The organism is Rhodocyclus gracilis (genome assembly GCF_009617575.1).
Taxonomy (GTDB): domain Bacteria; phylum Pseudomonadota; class Gammaproteobacteria; order Burkholderiales; family Rhodocyclaceae; genus Rhodocyclus; species Rhodocyclus gracilis.
Window position 1 is genome coordinate 573,768 of sequence record NZ_WIXJ01000002.1, and the last position, 15,257, is coordinate 589,024.

The following is a 15,257-nucleotide window of genomic DNA, read 5'->3' on the forward strand; positions in this document are numbered from 1 at the left end:
CTCTTGAATTTAAGTTCCATCGCGTTAGTATCAGCGAATCATTGGCGCAGACGCCGCGCCAACCGCATCGCCCTTTCAAGCAAACCATGCCCATAAACAAGTGCTTATCGACGCAACGCCATTTTTTGCGTCCATTGCTCGCACCAGATCAGTCATGGGCGGGCGTCAGTTGCACCTACTGGCCGGCTCAGCCACCGGCCGTCAGCGAGAGCAAGGCAACTCACCTGCATGTCGGCGGATCGCCACTGGTCCGCCTGGCTGACTCGGCAGGCATCGCCGCGCTCGCCAAAAAGCTACCCATGGTCTTGCCGGTCAGCACCGATGATCTTGGCGTCCGTGACCTCGCCCGCTCGCTGCCGACGAACACACCGATTTTTGCCTTGCCCGCCGCGACTGAGCTGACGGCGGAAACCATCGCCGCCTGCTCCGCCCTGCGCCAGCGCGGTTATCAATGCGCGCGCGACATCGCCCAGGCCGGGCAGATCGGCGCCACCCCGGACACGGCATTCAACTGGCTACAGATCGATGCCGCGACCGCGCGGAACGAACTGCCGCTACTCGAACTGGTGCGTGCGCACGAAGCCGGCTTCAACCTGATGGCCAGTCAGGTCACGACGCCCCAGCAATTCGACTGGCTCGTCAGCCGGCACTTTGCGCTGCTCGACGCGCGCTTCATCGGCCAGCCGGACCGCCGGCAACAGACGCCCGACACCGCCAGGCTCAAGCTCGTGCGACTGCTCAGCCTCGTCATCGAAGACGCCGACACGCGCGAAATCGAGGAAATCTTTCGCGAAGACGCACGCCTCTCGTATGGCCTGCTGCGCCTCGTCAACTCCGTTGCCGTTGGCGCACGCGTGCGCATCGTCAGCTTTCGCCACGCCATCGATGTGCTTGGCCGTCGACAACTCAAGCGCTGGCTGCAACTGCTCATCTACGCCAACGCCGAATCGCGCGCGAACGAGCCGAATCCGCTGCTGACGCTGGCGGCCTACCGCGGCCGGATGATGGAAGCCATCTGCGAACACCTGTCCGCGCCCGCCGACCTTGATGATTTCATCGACGCCGCGTTCACCGTCGGCATCTTTTCGCTGCTCGACGTACTGCTCAAGCAGCCGATGGCGGAAATCGTCAGTACGCTGCCGCTGCATTCCGCCATCGAAGGCGCGCTTGATGCACATGAAGGCGTGCTGGGCACGCTGCTGCATGCGGTGCGCGCCAGCGATGCCAACGATCTTGGCTGCGCCAGCGACAAGCTCGACGCCCTGGGCGTCGCGCCAGGCGTCCACCTCGACGCGCAGGCCGCCGCCCTGCGCTGGGCGTCCGGCATCGGCCACACGCAACCACTCTAGCGACCATGGCCCCGGAACACGGCATCGCCTTCATTCCGGGCATTCACGCCGGCCCCAGCGACTTCGAACTGTCCGGCCAACTCTACGCCGCCGTTCTGCAACGCGAGGACGGCGTCTGCGCCGCCTCCGTTGCAGCGCTGTTCCGCTGCGCGCTCGCCAGCCCGCACGCCTGTTTCTGCGCCGATACCGAGTGCGCGACGCTCGCCGACACCGCAGAAACTCCGTGGGCTTCGCTGTTCGCTGACGCCCGTCGCCGCGGCAGCGTGCTGCCGAAAAGCGATACCAGCGACGGCCGCCATTGGCTGGCGATGCCGCTGGTCTTCGGCGAAGAGGCGCTCGGCTTCATCGGCGTAGGCGGACGCACCGCCGCCTACGACACCGAGGCGCTGCGCCGCTTCGCCAATTTCGCTTCGTTGTTGGCCGGTCTGCTGAAATCGCGCCGGAGCGAAGAGCGGCGCCTGGTCGCACTGACACGCAGCGAAGCCTCGGTGCGCCAACAGACGCAGATGCTGGCGCAGATTCGCGACTCGCTGATCACCCTCGACCGCGAAGGCTTCATCACCAGCTGGAATCGGGGTGCCGAGAGTTTGTTCGGTTACACCGCCGAGGAGATCGTCGGCCAGCACATCCTCGTGCTCTATGCCGAGGACGATGACGACGCCTTCAACCACTGTTTCGAGCACGGCAGCCACAGCATGACGGTGCGCCGGCGCAAGAAATCCGGCGAACTTTTCTGGGCTTCCGTCTCTTGGTCGCTGGCACGCGACGAACAGGGAAAGCCGGTCGGCCTGATTGGCTACATCGTCGATATCTCGGCGCAACTCGCGGCGAGTGAAACCCTGCATTTGCACGCACGCATTTTCGAGCAGAACAACGACGCCATTGTCGTCACCGACGCCCATTGGCGTATCGTTTCGGTCAATCGCGCCTTCACGCGCCTGACCGGCTGGAGCGCTGATGAAATCAGCGGTCGGCACGCGCTGCGTCTTGTCGAGCGCAGCGGCGCGCGTCAGCGACACGGCATTGCGCATCCGCTGCAAAACGGCGAAGTCTGGCGCGGCAGTCTGCCGGTGCGGCGCAAGACGGGCGCAGCGTTTCCGGCGCGCGCCTCCATCAGTCTGGTCGACGCGCAGCCGGCCACCGGCACCCGACATGGCTGCATCGTTTTTTCCGACGACAGCGAACGGCAAAAAGCGGCGCGCGAAATCGAGCGGCTGGCATTCTGCGATGCTGTTACCGGCCTGCCAAACCGCTCGCAGCTGCCGTCGCTGCTGCGCCAGGCGCTCGCCGGGGCAACGCGTAGCGGCCAGCGCAGCGCCCTGCTCTTTGTCGATCTCGACCGCTTCAAGAACATCAACGACTCCTTCGGCCACCGTGCGGCCGACGCCTTGCTGCGCGAGATTGGCTGCCGCATCTCGGCGACACTGGCGCCGCAGGACATCGTCGCCCGTCTGGGCAGCGACGAATTCGTCGTCGTCCTGCCGCGTCTTGCCGGGCCGGACCACCGCGAACAGGTCCGCGATACCGCGCATCGCCTGCTCGCCAGCATCGCCGTACCAGCGTCGGTCGGCGCGCACGAGGTCATGCTCTCGGCCAGCATCGGCATCAGCGTCTTTCCCGACGACGGCACCGATGGCGAGAGCCTGCTGAAAAAAGCCGATACGGCGATGTACCGCGCCAAGCGCGCGCGCAGCGGCAGCTGCGTCTTCTACACACACGACATGGAAGACGACGCCTTCGCGCAACTGCGGCTCGAAAGCGACCTGCGCCGCGCGCTCGAACGCGACGAGCTGAGCCTGCATTTCCAGCCACAGATCTCGCTCACCAACGGTCGAGTTACCGCCGCCGAAGCGCTGTTGCGCTGGCAGCGTCCGGGCATCGGCATGGTCTCGCCGGCGCAGTTCATCCCCATCGCCGAGGAAACCGGGCTCATCGTACGCATGGGCGAATGGATGATCGACGCCGTCTGCCGGCAGATCGCCGCCTGGCGCGACGCGTCGCTGCCCGTCGTCCGGGTCGCGGTGAACCTGTCGGCTCGCGAATTCGTCCCGGAGTTGCCGGCGAAGATTCTCGATGCCCTGGCCCGTTACGCCCTGCCCCCGTCGGCGCTGGAGCTGGAAATCACCGAAAGCGTACTGATGAGCAACAGCGAGCGGACGGTGTCGATCATGCAGGCACTCCGTGACGCCGGACTGCGACTCGCCCTCGACGACTTCGGCACAGGCTATTCGAGCCTCTCGTATCTGAAACGCCTGCCCATCGATACGCTGAAGATCGACCGCTCCTTCGTGCGCGGCATCCCCGATGACCACGACGACTCCGCCCTTGCCCGCGCCATCGTCGGACTGGCGAAAAATCTGCGTCTGTCGGTGATCGCCGAAGGCGTCGAAACGGCTGAGCAAGCGGCCTTCCTCCGCGATGCCGGCTGCGACGACATGCAGGGTTACTACTTCAGCCGGCCGCTGCCGGCCGCTGCCTTCACGCTCATCCTGCGCACCGGGCAGCCACCGGCAAGCGCTTGAGGTGACTGCCGCAGTCGGCGCGGCAATCGCTCGCACCAAAACCGGGAACGGGGCAGTCGCCCGGCGTCTGCCGATTGACCTCGCATTCCGGCGTCGTCAATCGACGCACCTCGACAATACGCACGCCGGGTGCCGCCAGCAGGTAGTCGATGTGCCAGCGCAGGCGCTTCTCAGCCGCGAGATGGCGACGAATACGTGCCTCGAACGCCCGCCGCGCGCTGCCGGTGTAGCAATACCGCCCGGCCGGAAACTCGAAGCAACCGAAGCGCCCAACGCTCACCGTGACCGGCGCGGCGACCTCGATCAACAACTGGTAGGTGCAAAACGCCCCGGAACTCATCGCGTGCGCGCGGCGCGTCAGTCAGCGCAAAACGGATTCGTGCGCCGCTCTTCGCCGAAGGTGGACATCGGCCCGTGACCGGGAATGAAGGAAACGTCGTCGCCGAGCGGCCACAGGCGGCTGCGAATCGAGTGAATGAGCGTATCGAAGTCGCCGCGCGGAAAATCGGTACGGCCGATCGAGCCTTTGAAGAGCACATCGCCGACCAGCGCCAGACGCGACGGGCGATGGAAATAAACGACATGCCCGGGCGTATGCCCCGGACAATGCAACACCTCCAGCACCTGCGCGCCCACCGTCACGACATCGCCCTGCGCCAGCCAGCGGTCGGGCACGAACGAACGCACACCGGGAAAGCCAAAGCGCTCCGCCTGCTGCGGCATGCCATCGAGCCAGAACTGATCGTCGCGCTGCGGCCCCTCAACAGGCAGCGACAGCCGCTCGGCCAACTCGGCAACACCGCCGGCATGATCGATATGGCCGTGGGTGACGAGTATTTTCTCTGGCGTCACTCCGCATTCGGCGACGACAGCCAGAATCCGCTCGCAGTCGCCTCCTGGATCTACGATCGCCGCGCGCTGCGTGTCTTCGCAGACGAGCAAGGTGCAGTTTTGCTCAAATGCGGTAACGGGAATGATCCGATAGTACATCGCCACGCTATTTCTCCTGTCTTGACTGTGATCGTGCCGGCAAGATTCTAAGCGACGCGCCGGCCTCTGGCCGCGTAGTCGTCAGGGGCGCCGGCGAATCGCGAAGGCGCCCAGCCCGAGCAGCAAGCCCCAGAACGCGCTGCCGATGCCGAACAAGGATACGCCGGACGCCGTGACCAGAAAGGTAATGAGCGCCGCCTCGCGCTCGCCTTCGCCGGCAAGCGCCGCCGCCAGACTGTTACCGATGGTGCCGAGCAAGGCCAACCCTGCGATGGCAAGGACCAGGGCGTGTGGAATGGCCGCAAACAGACTGGCCACCGTCGCGCCCAGAATGCCGGTGATCAGATAGAAAATCCCCGCCCAGACCGCCGCCCGATACCGCTGCGCCGGATCGGGATCGGCCTCGGGGGTCATGCAAATGGCAGCGGTAATGGCGGCAAGGTTGAACGAGTAGCCACCAAAGGGCGCCAGCAGCAAGCCGGTCGCGCCTGTCCACGCCACCAGCGGTGACGCCGGCGTCTGGTAACCGTTGGCTCGCAACACCGCCAGCCCCGGCACGTTCTGCGAGGCCATGGTCACGACGAAAAGCGGTACACCAACGCCAATCAGCGTCACCCACGAAAAAGTCGGCGCCGTAAAGACGGGCGCGGCGAGCACGATGCTTACACCCTCAAGGTGAATCCCGCCCTGCGCTGCTGCCGTCAGCAAGCCAAGCGCAAGCGTCGTCGGCACCGCGTAACGCGGCAGAAAGCGGCGGCAGAGCAAAAACGTGACGAACATCACGCCGACCAGCAGCGTCTGCGTCGGCAGGACAACGAAGAGATCGAGACCGAAGCGCAACAGCACCCCCGCCAGCATCGCTGCTGCCAGCGATTGCGGGATGTAGCGCATGATCCGGCCAAAGGCACCGGTCGCCCCGGCGAGTGTCAGCAGGGCCGAGGCGAACAGAAAGACGCCAATCGCTTCACTCATCGACACGCCGACCAGCCCGGTCGCCAGCAACGCCGCCCCCGGCGTCGACCACGCCGTCAACACGGGCGTCCGATAGGCCAGCGACAAGCCGATGCACGTCGCCCCCATGCCGACACCCAGCGCCCACAACCACGACGCCATCTCGGCCGGCGACGCCCCCGCCGCAGAAGCCGCCTGAAAAACGATGGCCGCCGAGCTCGTATAACCGACGAGCACCGCGACAAACCCCGCCGACACATGCGAAAACGCACACCAGCGACAGCCCCGTTGCAGCAATGACTTGCCCACCGCCACCTCCACCTGCTGTAATCGCCCCAACGCCCGGGCTGCGCGCGCCGGCTTACCGCCGACCCCGTTCGCCAATCGTTGCCAAGCCCACTCGACGGCCGACGCAGCACGGACTTCGCCGCCCCGTGCGTCATCACGCACACACCGAGAGTAGCAGACGTGCGCCATAACGCACAAATTATCACCGGAACCGCCGCCATGTCCGCCCGCCCCACCCCGCCCTCGTCGCACGCCCTGTCCAGCTCCACGATCACCCAAGCAGCGGAGGGTCTGTCGACGGCGGCAACGCCAGCGGTGCCGGTCGCCGCGGGGAGCAAGGGCCGAGCGGATGCGGCGCCAGCCATCAATCGATTTCTGGCGGGACAACTCCGGCAGGGGCGCCTTGAGCGCGGCTGGAGCCTCGACCGCACGGCGCTCGAAACCGGTGTCAGCAAGGCCATGCTCGGACAGATCGAACGCGGCGAATCGAGCCCGACGGTCGCGACGCTCTGGAAAATCGCCGCTGGCTTCCGCTGCTCACTGTCCGCCTTTCTCGAACCCCCGGCAGTGGCAAGCGCAGGCAGTGATGCGCACGACAGCGCAAGGCGCGGCGGCAACGACGAAGCCGCGAGGGGTCAGACACTCTATCGAAACGTCGATGCCTTGCGCAGCAAGCCCGCCAGCGACGACATGCTGGTCGCGGCGCTCTTTCCTTTCACGCCGGAGATGGGATTCGAATGGCTGGAATTGACGCTACTGGCGGGCTACGTGCGCCATTCCGAGGCGCACGCGCCCGGCGTCACGGAACACGTCATCGTGCTCAAGGGGAGCATGGAAGTCCTCGTCGACGAGGTCTGGCAAGCGCTCGCGGAAGGCGATGCCGTGCGCTTTCGCGGCGACCGGCCGCACGGCTACCGCAATCTCGGCAACACGCCGGCGGTCTGCCACAACCTCATCCACTACGCCGCCGGCGAAGCCGCGGCGGCGTAGGCAATGCCGGACTCAGGCGACGCGCACCGTGTGCATCAGGTAGTTGACGCTGGTATCAGCGCCCAGTGAATAGCGCTGCGTCAGCGGGTTGTAGCTCATGCCGATCAACTCGTCGGGCGGCAGACCGACACTAACGGCCCAACGCGAAAGATCCGACGGCTTGATGAATTTGGCGTACTCGTGCGTGCCCTTGGGCAGCATCTTCAGCACGTATTCCGCGCCGATGACCGCAAACAGATACGCCTTCGGATTGCGATTGATCGTCGAAAAGAACACATGCCCGCCCGGCTTCACCAGCGCCGCGCACGCCGCCACGACGCTGCTGGGGTCCGGCACATGCTCGAGCATTTCCATGCAGGTCACGACATCGAAAGTGCCCGCTTCGGCGTCGGCCAGTTCTTCCGCCGAGGTCTTGCGGTAATCGACCTTGCAACCGCTCTCGAGCAGATGCAGGCGCGCCACGCCCAAGGCCTTGTCGGAGAGATCGATCCCCGTCACGTCGGCGCCCTTGCCGGCCATGGCTTCAGCCAGAATCCCGCCACCGCAGCCAATATCCAGCACCTTTTTGCCGGGGAGCGCGGCCAGCCGGTCGATCCATTCCAGGCGCAAGGGATTGATTTCATGCAGCGGTTTGAATTCGCTGGTCGGGTCCCACCAGCGATGCGCTAGCTGGCTGAATTTATCGAGTTCGCTCGGGTCGGCGTTGATCATCGTTGGCGTCATATAGTGAATCAGTTAGGTAACAAAAAAGCCCTGCCGAGGCAGGGCTTCTTCGTTCGATGGCCTCGGTATTACTTGGTTCCGATAACCTCGATTTCAACGCGGCGATCGGGTTGCAGGCACTCGAGAACCTTCTTGCTCTTGCCGCCCTTGCACTCGTTAGCCTTCGTCACGGGCTGCTTCTTGCCCTTGCCTTCGGTGTAAACGCGGTTGGCTTCCAGACCCTTGCTCACCAGGTATTCCTTGACAGCGGCAGCGCGCTTTTCGGAAAGCTTCTGGTTGTAAGCGTCGGTACCGAAGCGGTCAGCGTGGCCGACAGCGATGATCACTTCCAGCTTGATGTCGGCGACTTTAGCAGCGAGTTCGTCGAGCTTCTTCTTGCCTTCGGGACGCAGAACGGCCTTGTCGAAGTCGAACAGCGCGTCAGCCGACAGGGTGATCTTCTCACCAGCGGGCTTCACACCGGTTGCAGCGGCGCTGGCAGCAGCCTTCGGCGCGCACTTGTCAGCCGGGAGCAGATCCTTGTCACAAGCGCAACCCGCCGGATCGGTCGCGGCAGCTGCCGGCGTCCAGTAACCGGTGCGCCAGCAGAGGCCAAAGCCGCTCTTGGCAACTTCGTTACGCGAATCAGTGACATAGACGCGGTCGGTAGCGGTTTGAGCCTGGGCCACGGTGGCGCCCAGACCGATCGCTGCGGCGAGCGCAGCAACCAGAGTGTGTTTGGCAATTGTGTTCATTGGAGAATCCTCGTTGTTAGAAGTCAGCGGAAGCGACCCGCGCAAACCATTGCGCTTCGTTTTTTGTGTTGCATCTTCACATTACATCGCGCGGACAAATTTTATTCTGCCACAAAGCGGCGAGCTTGATCAATTCAGATTCGTCAACATCCAGCAACCGCCGGCTCTCGACACGTGTGCGACCATCCACCCAAACATCGGAAACATGCTCGCGCCCCGCAACATAAACCAGATGGGATACGGGGTCAAAACATGGGGCGAGGGAAAAACTGTCAAATTCAAGCGCACATATATCTGCGGCCTTTCCCGGCACTAATGAACCGGTATTCGCATCCAGTCCGAGCGCCTTGGCGCCATTGAGTGTCGCCATGCGCAACGCCTGATGCGCCGGCAAGGCTTCTGCGATACCGCTGATGCCTTTTGCCAGCAAGGCGGCAAGCCGCATTTCCTGGAACATATCCAGACGATTGTTGCTGGCCGCGCCATCCGTGCCGAGAGCCACGTTGACGCCGGCCGCCAGCATCTCCGTCACCGGGGCAATGCCGCTCGCGAGTTTCAGGTTCGATGTCGGGCAATGCGCCACCGAACAGCCGTGCGCGGCTAACAGGGCAATCTCTTCCGACGTCAGGTGCACCGCATGTACGGCGATCAGGCCGGGGCTCAAGAGACCCAAGCGATGCAGCCGAGCCAAGGGCCGCACGCCATGGACCCGGAGGCTTTCCTCGGTTTCGTGCCGAGTCTCGTGGATGTGAACGTGAATCGGCGCATCGATCTGCTCGGCGAGCGTCAGCACACTGGCAAAACTGCGATCGCTGACGGTATAGGGCGCGTGTGGTGCCAGGCAGAAAGACAGCAGCGACTCGTCGCGCATGGCGTCGCGCACCGCCAGCCCCTTGTCGAGATAGTCGTCCGCATCGGCGGCGTAGGGCGTCGGAAAATCGAGGGCGACGATACCGATGGCGGCCCGGATACCCGCCTCAAGCGCCGCCGTCGCCGCCGCTTTCGGGAAATAGTACATATCGTTAAAGCAGGTGACGCCGCCGCGCAACATCTCGGCGGCCGCCAGACGCGTGCCGTCGTGCACGAACTGCGCCGAAACATGCTTGCCCTCCGCCGGCCAGATGTGGTTTTCCAGCCATTCGCGTAGCGGCAGATCGTCAGCCAGACCACGGAGCAGGCTCATCGCCGCATGGGTGTGTGCGTTCACCAGACCAGGAATGAGCACATGCCGATCCAGACGACGCCGTTCGCGCGGCGCAAATGTCGCCAGCGCCTCCGACTGGGGCAACAGCGCGACGATGCGTCCGCGATCAACGGCCACGGCGTGATTGTCCAGCACCACCCCGGCCGGCTCTACCGGCACGATCCAGCGCGCTTCTATAAGCAGATCAATCGTCTTCATGTACACACTATAAAAGTTGAAAGCCCCGCCGCAGCGGGGCTTTGGCACACTCCGGCCTACTTCGCCGGACCTCGAACTTCAATAACGGCTCGCCGGTTCGGCGCCAGACAGGCGATCATCTTCTGCCGGGAGAGGCCGTCCGGGCAAGAGACGCCGGGCACCGGCTGCGTTTTGCCCGCCCCCATCGTATCGATGACATCTTCCCGCACGCCCTTCCTCACCAGATACGCCTTGACCACGTCGGCGCGCCGTTCGGAGAGCTTCTGATTATAGGAGGGATCGCCCAGGCGGTCGGAATGCCCGGTGACACCGACGAATTTGACTTCAGCGCACGTTGCCAGCCGGCTCACCACGTCGCGATCAAGCGCCGCCGCTGCAGTTGACCGCAGCGCCGAGGTGTTGAACTCGAACACCTGGTCGGCCCGCAGACTCACCGTGAAATCACAATTGCGCACCGCCGCAGGAAGCGGGGCGGGCTTGGCGGCCGGCGCCTCACACGTCTCCTTTGACAACAGATCGCGGTCGCACGCACAGCCCGCCGCGTCTGCCGCAGCTGCAGCCGGCGTCCAGTAACCGGTATGCCAGCACAAGCCAAAACCGCTACGCGCCACGTCATTGCGCGCATCGCTCACGTACGGCCGATCCGCCACGCTATCAGCAAGCGCCTCGCCGGTAACGCCTGCGCCAAGGGCAACAAGCACCGCTGTGCCGAGTGTCCTCTTCATCCTGTCCAAGATGCTCCTCCTATGGGTTGTGTCCGACTGTTATGTGTCTTATTGCGCAACGGCCGCTGAATCCGCGCCAATCGCCGGAAGATTTAAACACAAGCGTATAAATAAACTCAACCAGATCAACGCATTCGGCTGGTTGTACGAACACCGCACGGCGCCTCGCAATTTTTCTGCAGCGACGCGCGCGCCGCCCTTCCGCCGCCCCACTCCTTCTGCTAGAATCCGGCCTCTTTCGGAGAGGTGGATGAGCGGTTTAAGTCGCACGCCTGGAAAGCGTGTTTAGGGTAATACCCTAACGCGGGTTCGAATCCCGCCCTCTCCGCCAGTGAATTTTGAACCCCGATTTTCCCTGCTAATCAATAGCTTGCGAACTTCGGGGTTTTTCAATTAACCCTACGATTAACCCTAAAGCTAACCCTACAGGGGCCGACTTTCGGGGCTAGGGTTTCCCCTCTCAGGCGCCCTCCTCGGGGACAAAGCCGAAAGACTCGAAGCTGCCGGGCACCACTGGCGGGGCTTCCTTGCTGGCGGGTGTCTTCATGCAGCAGCTACGGTCAATGGGCTCATAACGCCCCGCCTTGGCCGCTTGCTGATACTGACGCAGGGCGAGGCGTAGGGCCGTGCTATGGGCGGGAGTTGCCGGGGCCTTCGCCCAAGCGTTGAGCTTATCCACGATACGGCCAAGGTCTGCCGCTCTCGGGTGAAGTCTGGCTTGCTGGTTCTTCATGTTCTGGTTCTCCAAGTTGCCATGAGCAGGCAGGGCGGGAGGCCGAGCCCCTACAGCGCCACCGAAGGCAGGCTAAAGACTCCCTCCCAAGAACTCCGCCGTCTTCCTTGCGCGTGTCTTGAGGGCATCTTTAGATAAATCTTCGGGTTTATCTGTAGGGGCACCTATAGAGGCTCTAACCTTTGCCTCCTGTACTTGTCATCCTTACTAAGGCTCTAACCTAGGTCTCTTACTTGGGGCCCCTATAGAGGAGAATCCTATAGACGGGTTTTACCCCGTATGGAAGGGCTCAATCCCAAGAGAGGCAAGGGTTTGAGGGTGTATCTGTACAGGGTATGTCTATGTCCTGCCGCTGGCCTCTTCTGGGTGTCTATAAGCGCCATCCTCCGCTTGTTTCTTAAAACGCGCAGGAGGCGCCCCGCAAGCGGCCTTATGCTGGCGCCTGTGGGGTTGCCTAAGTCGAAGCGAGATAGCGCCTTCTAGGGCCCTTCCTGTGTGCCTGAGGGGCTAGGGCTTGTCCTTTGAAGGGGTCTCTTGCGGGCGTGTCTTCGCGTAGGCGTCGAGCCCTGCCCCCGCAATCTGAAGACCGGCCCCCAGAGAGGACGGCCGACGAATGCCCGCCAGTTGGACGCTCGCTTGGCTCTGCTTCGCTACGCCCCCGGAGTGAATCTGCTCCTTGGCCCGGAGGTTGTTGGCTTGCAGGGTGGCGATGTTCCGGTCAGCCTGGTTGTGGGCCTCGTCAATGATGCGGTCGTTAGAGACCCCTTGGAGGCCACTCTCAGCCCCGATGGCTTTCAGCCGGCCCTCCTCAATGAGGGCCTCACGGTGGAGTTGGCTGGTGTCCTCCATGGTGGCCGCTTGCTGGTCTGCGTACTGTCGGAGCATTTGCTCGTTGTCCTTGATCGCGCCAGCCTTAATCATGGCTTCTTGGTCGTCGGCGGATTGCTTGCCTTGCTGGTACTGGGTCGCGGTGGAGAGTGCAGAGACGGCGAGGGACGCCCAAGCGGCAGCGGCTAATCCGCACATTAGAAGCCCTCCTGTTCTACAGAGCCGGTCATCCCCGCCCATACTTCGGCAGCGAACGCCACCAGATCCACGCCAGCAAGCTCCGCAAGGGCCTTGCCGGTGACGCCTTCGGGGGTCTCTTCGGAGGCCATCAGCAGGGCGCAATAGGCAGACAGCCCCTGCCGGGCTTTAGACCACAGGATTCCCCCCTCGGGGGTGAATGCTTCTTGGAATACGGGCTTTGCCCAATGCGGGATGGCCGGGTGATTCATGAGCTCTTCGGGGGTCTCTTCGGGGGTCTCTTCGGCCCCTGTGAGGGCGAGCGCTGACCTTACCAGTTCGGCGGCGATGCGGCTTGCTGCCTTGTCGCGGATGCTATCGAGGGCCTGAAGGGCTGCTGCGGGGGTGAGTTGCTGCGGTGTGTTCATGTTCTGGTCTTTCATTGAATGGGGATAGAGGGGGAGGACGGCTCAGCGGCGCGCTTTCTTGCGAACTCGGCCACGATTCAGCAGCTTGAAGGCGTCAGAGCGGGCTTCCCTCTCCTCGGCAGCGTCCAAGCCCACGCGCAGGGCCTCTTCATGGACGATGGCAAGGGTTTCTTGCTGGCGCTCGGGTGCTAGGGCTTCCATCCCGTTGATGTAGCCCCCGTGCTGGCGGATGGCGGGTAGAACGGTGCCGGTGATCCACTTCTTGAAGACTCGCGCCTGCTCCTTGCGGCTGGCGAAGATCAGCGAGTAGAGCCCGGACTCGTTGATAACGGACACAAGGGGATTCCCTCGGCGAATTGGCTGCGTAATGCGCAGGGTATTCCGCTCGTCGTCATCAAGCCGGCGCACAGCGGTAGGGTCGAGGTCCAAGGCCCGGCAGACTTCGCTTGCGATGAACCACGCCTGACCGTCTTTCTCCAGCGCAGAGACTGAGAAGGTTTCGCCGGTCGCTACGTTGTTGAACTGAAATTGCTGGGTAGGGGCGTCAATGACTAAGGGCTGACTCGGTACTGTGGTCATCACAGGGCGCCCTCCTTGGTCGTCGTGCTGCCGGCCATCCACGCCTCAAGCTGGGGGCGGGAGTAGCGCACCGTTCGATGCCCCAAGCGGTGAAACTGAGGGCCTTTCCCCTCCTTTCGCCATACTCGCAGGGTGTCGGGGGAGACCTTCACCAGTGCGGCGGTCTCTTCAGGGGTGAGGAATTCATGGTTGCTCATGGGAGTGCTTCCTTGTCAGTCGGTACAAATGAAAAGAGCCCCTTTCGGGGCCCTTGCTGGGTGTGGTCATGGCCTCTTCGCAGAGGCGCGCCGCTGGTTATTCTCTGGTCGTAACGGTCTTTGCGTAGCAGTCAGAGACGAAGGAATAGAGGTCAATTCCGGCTGCCTTTGCGAGGCCATAGCCTGTAGCTGCGCCGAGTGCCGCCAAGTCTTCTTCCCCTGTTTCGTCGCCCTCTCCGAAGGGAAGCGCGTAGGGCGCAACCAGAGCATGCGCGACCATCGCCCGACGAAGCGCGACCGATGCGCCGAAGCCCTCGGAGGGCTCGCTATGTGCCACGACGCTGAACACACGATTAATCATGTGCGACACAAGGCAGGGCTGGCAGCGCGAGCCGTCCGGCATCGTTGCGTCATAGAGCGCATCGAGCGCCCAGCGCGTAGCGTCGTCGCGGTACATCCCCGGCTTCGCAACATCTTCCGCCACCCCCTTGAGGGCAGCGCCAGCCTCTAACAACCGAGCAGTCACAAAACGGGCCAAGACCTTCGAGGCTTCGGCCCTCAGTTCGTCGGTAAGGGGGTTTTCTTCGACCGTGTAGCGGGCGCGGGCGAGTTTTTGGGCTGCGGCGATGAGTGCTGCCTCGTGTGCGGCGTTCATGTGTGACTCCTTATGTGGTGAGAAGGGATTGAGTATTGCGATAGGTGGGTTTTACAGGGCAATTGCTACCGTTTCCCCGTGGAATCATGGGTGTAGCCCCTGTTCAAATCAGGCCGCGCCATCAGCGCCCGAAGACCACTTCACCGCGCCCGATAATCAGGCTCCAGCCGCTGCCGTCTTCATGGCGCGAGACATCCCAGCGGGGCGCCCCGTCGGGGGCTCCGAAGATGTCAGCGAAGAAGGAGAAGCGCCCGACTTCGAGGAAGAGAGACGAGCGGGTGACGGTGAATTCAAAGGCTTGCTGGGCGAAGCGCGGGCCGATGGTGAGCGAGAGGGCCATTCTGGGACTCCTGAGACGTTGAAGGAGCCCGAATAGTGGCCCACGCCCCGCCCTCTTGCGCAAGCCCCCTAGTGACGACATACTGTAAAACAAACAAGCACTTAGTGTGCAGAAGTGACTTGTGACTTACTCGATCACCAGGTCGCACCAGACGGCGAACCGAACGTCAAGCCAGCGGGCGGTGAAGACGGTCAGCTTGGGATGCACCCAAGTTTCCCCGTAGCGCCCCCGCGAAGAGATGACAAGTTTAATTCCCCGGAATCCGGGCATTTGGGAAAGGGCCTCCATGTATTCCTTGGTCTGGTGGCTGGCCCAAAAGTGGGAGAGCTTCTTCCCGAAAGCCTTAGCGGCCTTCGTCATGTTGATATAGCCGTCCTCCCGGAAGAGGAACGTATGGCCCTCGAAGGTGTGGCTGAGGAGGGCGGCTGACCTGCCCGGAGATTTTCGGACCATCTAAAACTTGAGAGGATGGCTTCCTTGAAGAGAGGAAGTCATGAGGAAGAGTCGATTCAGCGAAGCCCAAATGGTGACGATCCTGCGCGAAGCGGACAAGGCGCCGGTCGCGGAGATTGCGAAGAAGCACGGCATCAGCGAGCAGACGATCTACAGCTGGCGCAAGCAGTACGGCGTCCTGGATGCCGACGAG

The 15,257-nt window shown here is 63.1% G+C and carries 19 protein-coding genes and 1 tRNA gene; 5 read left to right on the top strand and 15 right to left on the bottom strand.

Going from position 1 to position 15,257, the window contains the following annotated elements; all coding sequences use genetic code 11:
- Positions 1–134 precede the first annotated feature (134 nt).
- Both GHK24_RS05685 and GHK24_RS05690 read left to right on the top strand, forming a co-directional pair.
- Positions 135–1,349 carry an EAL and HDOD domain-containing protein gene (locus tag GHK24_RS05685; RefSeq protein ID WP_194286383.1) on the top strand — a complete coding sequence of 405 codons (1,215 nt, stop codon included), beginning with the start codon at positions 135–137 and terminating at the stop codon, positions 1,347–1,349.
- A 5-nt stretch (positions 1,350–1,354) separates the two neighbouring features.
- Positions 1,355–3,871 carry a putative bifunctional diguanylate cyclase/phosphodiesterase gene (locus GHK24_RS05690; RefSeq protein ID WP_153470251.1) on the top strand — a complete coding sequence of 839 codons (2,517 nt, stop codon included), beginning with the start codon at positions 1,355–1,357 and terminating at the stop codon, positions 3,869–3,871.
- Here GHK24_RS05690 and GHK24_RS05695 read toward each other — a convergent pair.
- The 3 genes from GHK24_RS05695 to GHK24_RS05705 form a co-directional block, all read right to left on the bottom strand.
- Positions 3,834–4,211, bottom strand: a complete 378-nt coding sequence (locus GHK24_RS05695; RefSeq protein ID WP_153470254.1) for a GIY-YIG nuclease family protein — start codon at positions 4,209–4,211, stop codon at positions 3,834–3,836. The two genes, GHK24_RS05690 and GHK24_RS05695, sit on opposite strands and share 38 nt — an antisense overlap.
- Positions 4,212–4,228: 17 nt before the next feature.
- Complete coding sequence (locus tag GHK24_RS05700) at positions 4,229–4,861, bottom strand: MBL fold metallo-hydrolase (protein ID WP_153470442.1); 633 nt, start codon at positions 4,859–4,861, stop codon at positions 4,229–4,231.
- Between the two features lie 81 nt (positions 4,862–4,942).
- Positions 4,943–6,121, bottom strand: coding sequence for a benzoate/H(+) symporter BenE family transporter (locus tag GHK24_RS05705; protein WP_340666109.1), 1,179 nt, complete (start codon positions 6,119–6,121; stop codon positions 4,943–4,945).
- A 198-nt stretch (positions 6,122–6,319) separates the two neighbouring features.
- On the opposite strand from GHK24_RS05705, the gene GHK24_RS05710 reads away from it, so the two are divergent.
- A complete protein-coding gene (locus GHK24_RS05710) occupies positions 6,320–7,090 on the top strand; it encodes a helix-turn-helix domain-containing protein (RefSeq protein ID WP_153470262.1) in 771 nt (256 codons plus the stop codon).
- Positions 7,091–7,102: 12 nt separating this feature from the next.
- Here the strand turns inward: GHK24_RS05710 and ubiG are convergent, their stop codons facing one another.
- The 4 genes from ubiG to GHK24_RS05730 form a co-directional block, all read right to left on the bottom strand.
- A complete protein-coding gene (gene ubiG / locus GHK24_RS05715) occupies positions 7,103–7,801 on the bottom strand; it encodes a bifunctional 2-polyprenyl-6-hydroxyphenol methylase/3-demethylubiquinol 3-O-methyltransferase UbiG (RefSeq protein ID WP_153470445.1) in 699 nt (232 codons plus the stop codon).
- Between the two features lie 80 nt (positions 7,802–7,881).
- Complete coding sequence (gene ompA / locus GHK24_RS05720) at positions 7,882–8,547, bottom strand: outer membrane protein OmpA (protein ID WP_153470265.1); 666 nt, start codon at positions 8,545–8,547, stop codon at positions 7,882–7,884.
- Positions 8,548–8,623: 76 nt separating this feature from the next.
- Positions 8,624–9,949 (bottom strand): TRZ/ATZ family hydrolase, encoded by a 1,326-nt coding sequence (locus tag GHK24_RS05725; protein WP_153470448.1) that lies wholly within the window; start codon positions 9,947–9,949, stop codon positions 8,624–8,626.
- 56 nt (positions 9,950–10,005) lie between these two features.
- Complete coding sequence (locus tag GHK24_RS05730; protein ID WP_153470450.1) at positions 10,006–10,674, bottom strand: OmpA family protein; 669 nt, start codon at positions 10,672–10,674, stop codon at positions 10,006–10,008.
- A gap of 240 nt (positions 10,675–10,914) precedes the next feature.
- On the opposite strand from GHK24_RS05730, the gene GHK24_RS05735 reads away from it, so the two are divergent.
- A tRNA-Ser gene (locus tag GHK24_RS05735) sits at positions 10,915–11,005 on the top strand.
- A 129-nt stretch (positions 11,006–11,134) separates the two neighbouring features.
- Here GHK24_RS05735 and GHK24_RS05740 read toward each other — a convergent pair.
- From GHK24_RS05740 to GHK24_RS05775, 8 genes are all read right to left on the bottom strand, one after another.
- A complete protein-coding gene (locus GHK24_RS05740; RefSeq protein WP_153470268.1) occupies positions 11,135–11,407 on the bottom strand; it encodes a hypothetical protein in 273 nt (90 codons plus the stop codon).
- Between the two features lie 507 nt (positions 11,408–11,914).
- Positions 11,915–12,433: a virion core protein, T7 gp14 family gene (locus GHK24_RS05745; protein ID WP_153470271.1), complete on the bottom strand. Its 519-nt coding sequence runs from the start codon at positions 12,431–12,433 to the stop codon at positions 11,915–11,917.
- The gene (locus GHK24_RS05750; protein WP_153470274.1) at positions 12,433–12,840 is read right to left on the bottom strand and encodes a hypothetical protein; all 408 of its coding nucleotides are present in this window, start codon (positions 12,838–12,840) and stop codon (positions 12,433–12,435) included. The genes GHK24_RS05745 and GHK24_RS05750 overlap by 1 nt, the downstream gene beginning before the upstream one ends.
- 42 nt (positions 12,841–12,882) lie before the next feature.
- Positions 12,883–13,419: a BRO-N domain-containing protein gene (locus GHK24_RS05755; protein WP_153470277.1), complete on the bottom strand. Its 537-nt coding sequence runs from the start codon at positions 13,417–13,419 to the stop codon at positions 12,883–12,885.
- Positions 13,419–13,616: a helix-turn-helix transcriptional regulator gene (locus tag GHK24_RS05760; protein WP_153470280.1), complete on the bottom strand. Its 198-nt coding sequence runs from the start codon at positions 13,614–13,616 to the stop codon at positions 13,419–13,421. The genes GHK24_RS05755 and GHK24_RS05760 overlap by 1 nt, the downstream gene beginning before the upstream one ends.
- A gap of 97 nt (positions 13,617–13,713) precedes the next feature.
- Positions 13,714–14,271 (bottom strand): hypothetical protein, encoded by a 558-nt coding sequence (locus GHK24_RS05765; protein WP_153470281.1) that lies wholly within the window; start codon positions 14,269–14,271, stop codon positions 13,714–13,716.
- Positions 14,272–14,392: 121 nt separating this feature from the next.
- Positions 14,393–14,611, bottom strand: coding sequence for a hypothetical protein (locus GHK24_RS05770; RefSeq protein WP_153470282.1), 219 nt, complete (start codon positions 14,609–14,611; stop codon positions 14,393–14,395).
- Positions 14,612–14,737: 126 nt separating this feature from the next.
- Positions 14,738–15,064 carry a KilA-N domain-containing protein gene (locus tag GHK24_RS05775; RefSeq protein WP_153470283.1) on the bottom strand — a complete coding sequence of 109 codons (327 nt, stop codon included), beginning with the start codon at positions 15,062–15,064 and terminating at the stop codon, positions 14,738–14,740.
- Positions 15,065–15,104: 40 nt separating this feature from the next.
- On the opposite strand from GHK24_RS05775, the gene GHK24_RS05780 reads away from it, so the two are divergent.
- Positions 15,105–15,257, top strand: a 153-nt coding sequence (locus GHK24_RS05780) for a transposase (protein WP_153468888.1), incomplete at its 3' end; no start/stop codon positions are given.

What these genes read in the sequence shown, in the direction of transcription:
- GHK24_RS05755 (WP_153470277.1), bottom strand. Translation starts at nt 13,419, where the DNA reads ATGACCACAGTACCGAGTCAGCCCTTAGTCATTGACGCCCCTACCCAG.
- GHK24_RS05690 (WP_153470251.1), top strand. Translation starts at nt 1,355, where the DNA reads ATGGCCCCGGAACACGGCATCGCCTTCATTCCGGGCATTCACGCCGGC.
- GHK24_RS05765 (WP_153470281.1), bottom strand. Translation starts at nt 14,271, where the DNA reads ATGAACGCCGCACACGAGGCAGCACTCATCGCCGCAGCCCAAAAACTC.
- GHK24_RS05760 (WP_153470280.1), bottom strand. Translation starts at nt 13,616, where the DNA reads ATGAGCAACCATGAATTCCTCACCCCTGAAGAGACCGCCGCACTGGTG.
- GHK24_RS05695 (WP_153470254.1), bottom strand. Translation starts at nt 4,211, where the DNA reads ATGAGTTCCGGGGCGTTTTGCACCTACCAGTTGTTGATCGAGGTCGCC.
- ubiG (WP_153470445.1), bottom strand. Translation starts at nt 7,801, where the DNA reads ATGATCAACGCCGACCCGAGCGAACTCGATAAATTCAGCCAGCTAGCG.
- GHK24_RS05770 (WP_153470282.1), bottom strand. Translation starts at nt 14,611, where the DNA reads ATGGCCCTCTCGCTCACCATCGGCCCGCGCTTCGCCCAGCAAGCCTTT.
- GHK24_RS05725 (WP_153470448.1), bottom strand. Translation starts at nt 9,949, where the DNA reads ATGAAGACGATTGATCTGCTTATAGAAGCGCGCTGGATCGTGCCGGTA.
- GHK24_RS05740 (WP_153470268.1), bottom strand. Translation starts at nt 11,407, where the DNA reads ATGAAGAACCAGCAAGCCAGACTTCACCCGAGAGCGGCAGACCTTGGC.
- GHK24_RS05730 (WP_153470450.1), bottom strand. Translation starts at nt 10,674, where the DNA reads ATGAAGAGGACACTCGGCACAGCGGTGCTTGTTGCCCTTGGCGCAGGC.
- GHK24_RS05710 (WP_153470262.1), top strand. Translation starts at nt 6,320, where the DNA reads ATGTCCGCCCGCCCCACCCCGCCCTCGTCGCACGCCCTGTCCAGCTCC.
- ompA (WP_153470265.1), bottom strand. Translation starts at nt 8,547, where the DNA reads ATGAACACAATTGCCAAACACACTCTGGTTGCTGCGCTCGCCGCAGCG.
- GHK24_RS05775 (WP_153470283.1), bottom strand. Translation starts at nt 15,064, where the DNA reads ATGGTCCGAAAATCTCCGGGCAGGTCAGCCGCCCTCCTCAGCCACACC.
- GHK24_RS05750 (WP_153470274.1), bottom strand. Translation starts at nt 12,840, where the DNA reads ATGAACACACCGCAGCAACTCACCCCCGCAGCAGCCCTTCAGGCCCTC.
- GHK24_RS05745 (WP_153470271.1), bottom strand. Translation starts at nt 12,433, where the DNA reads ATGTGCGGATTAGCCGCTGCCGCTTGGGCGTCCCTCGCCGTCTCTGCA.
- GHK24_RS05700 (WP_153470442.1), bottom strand. Translation starts at nt 4,861, where the DNA reads ATGTACTATCGGATCATTCCCGTTACCGCATTTGAGCAAAACTGCACC.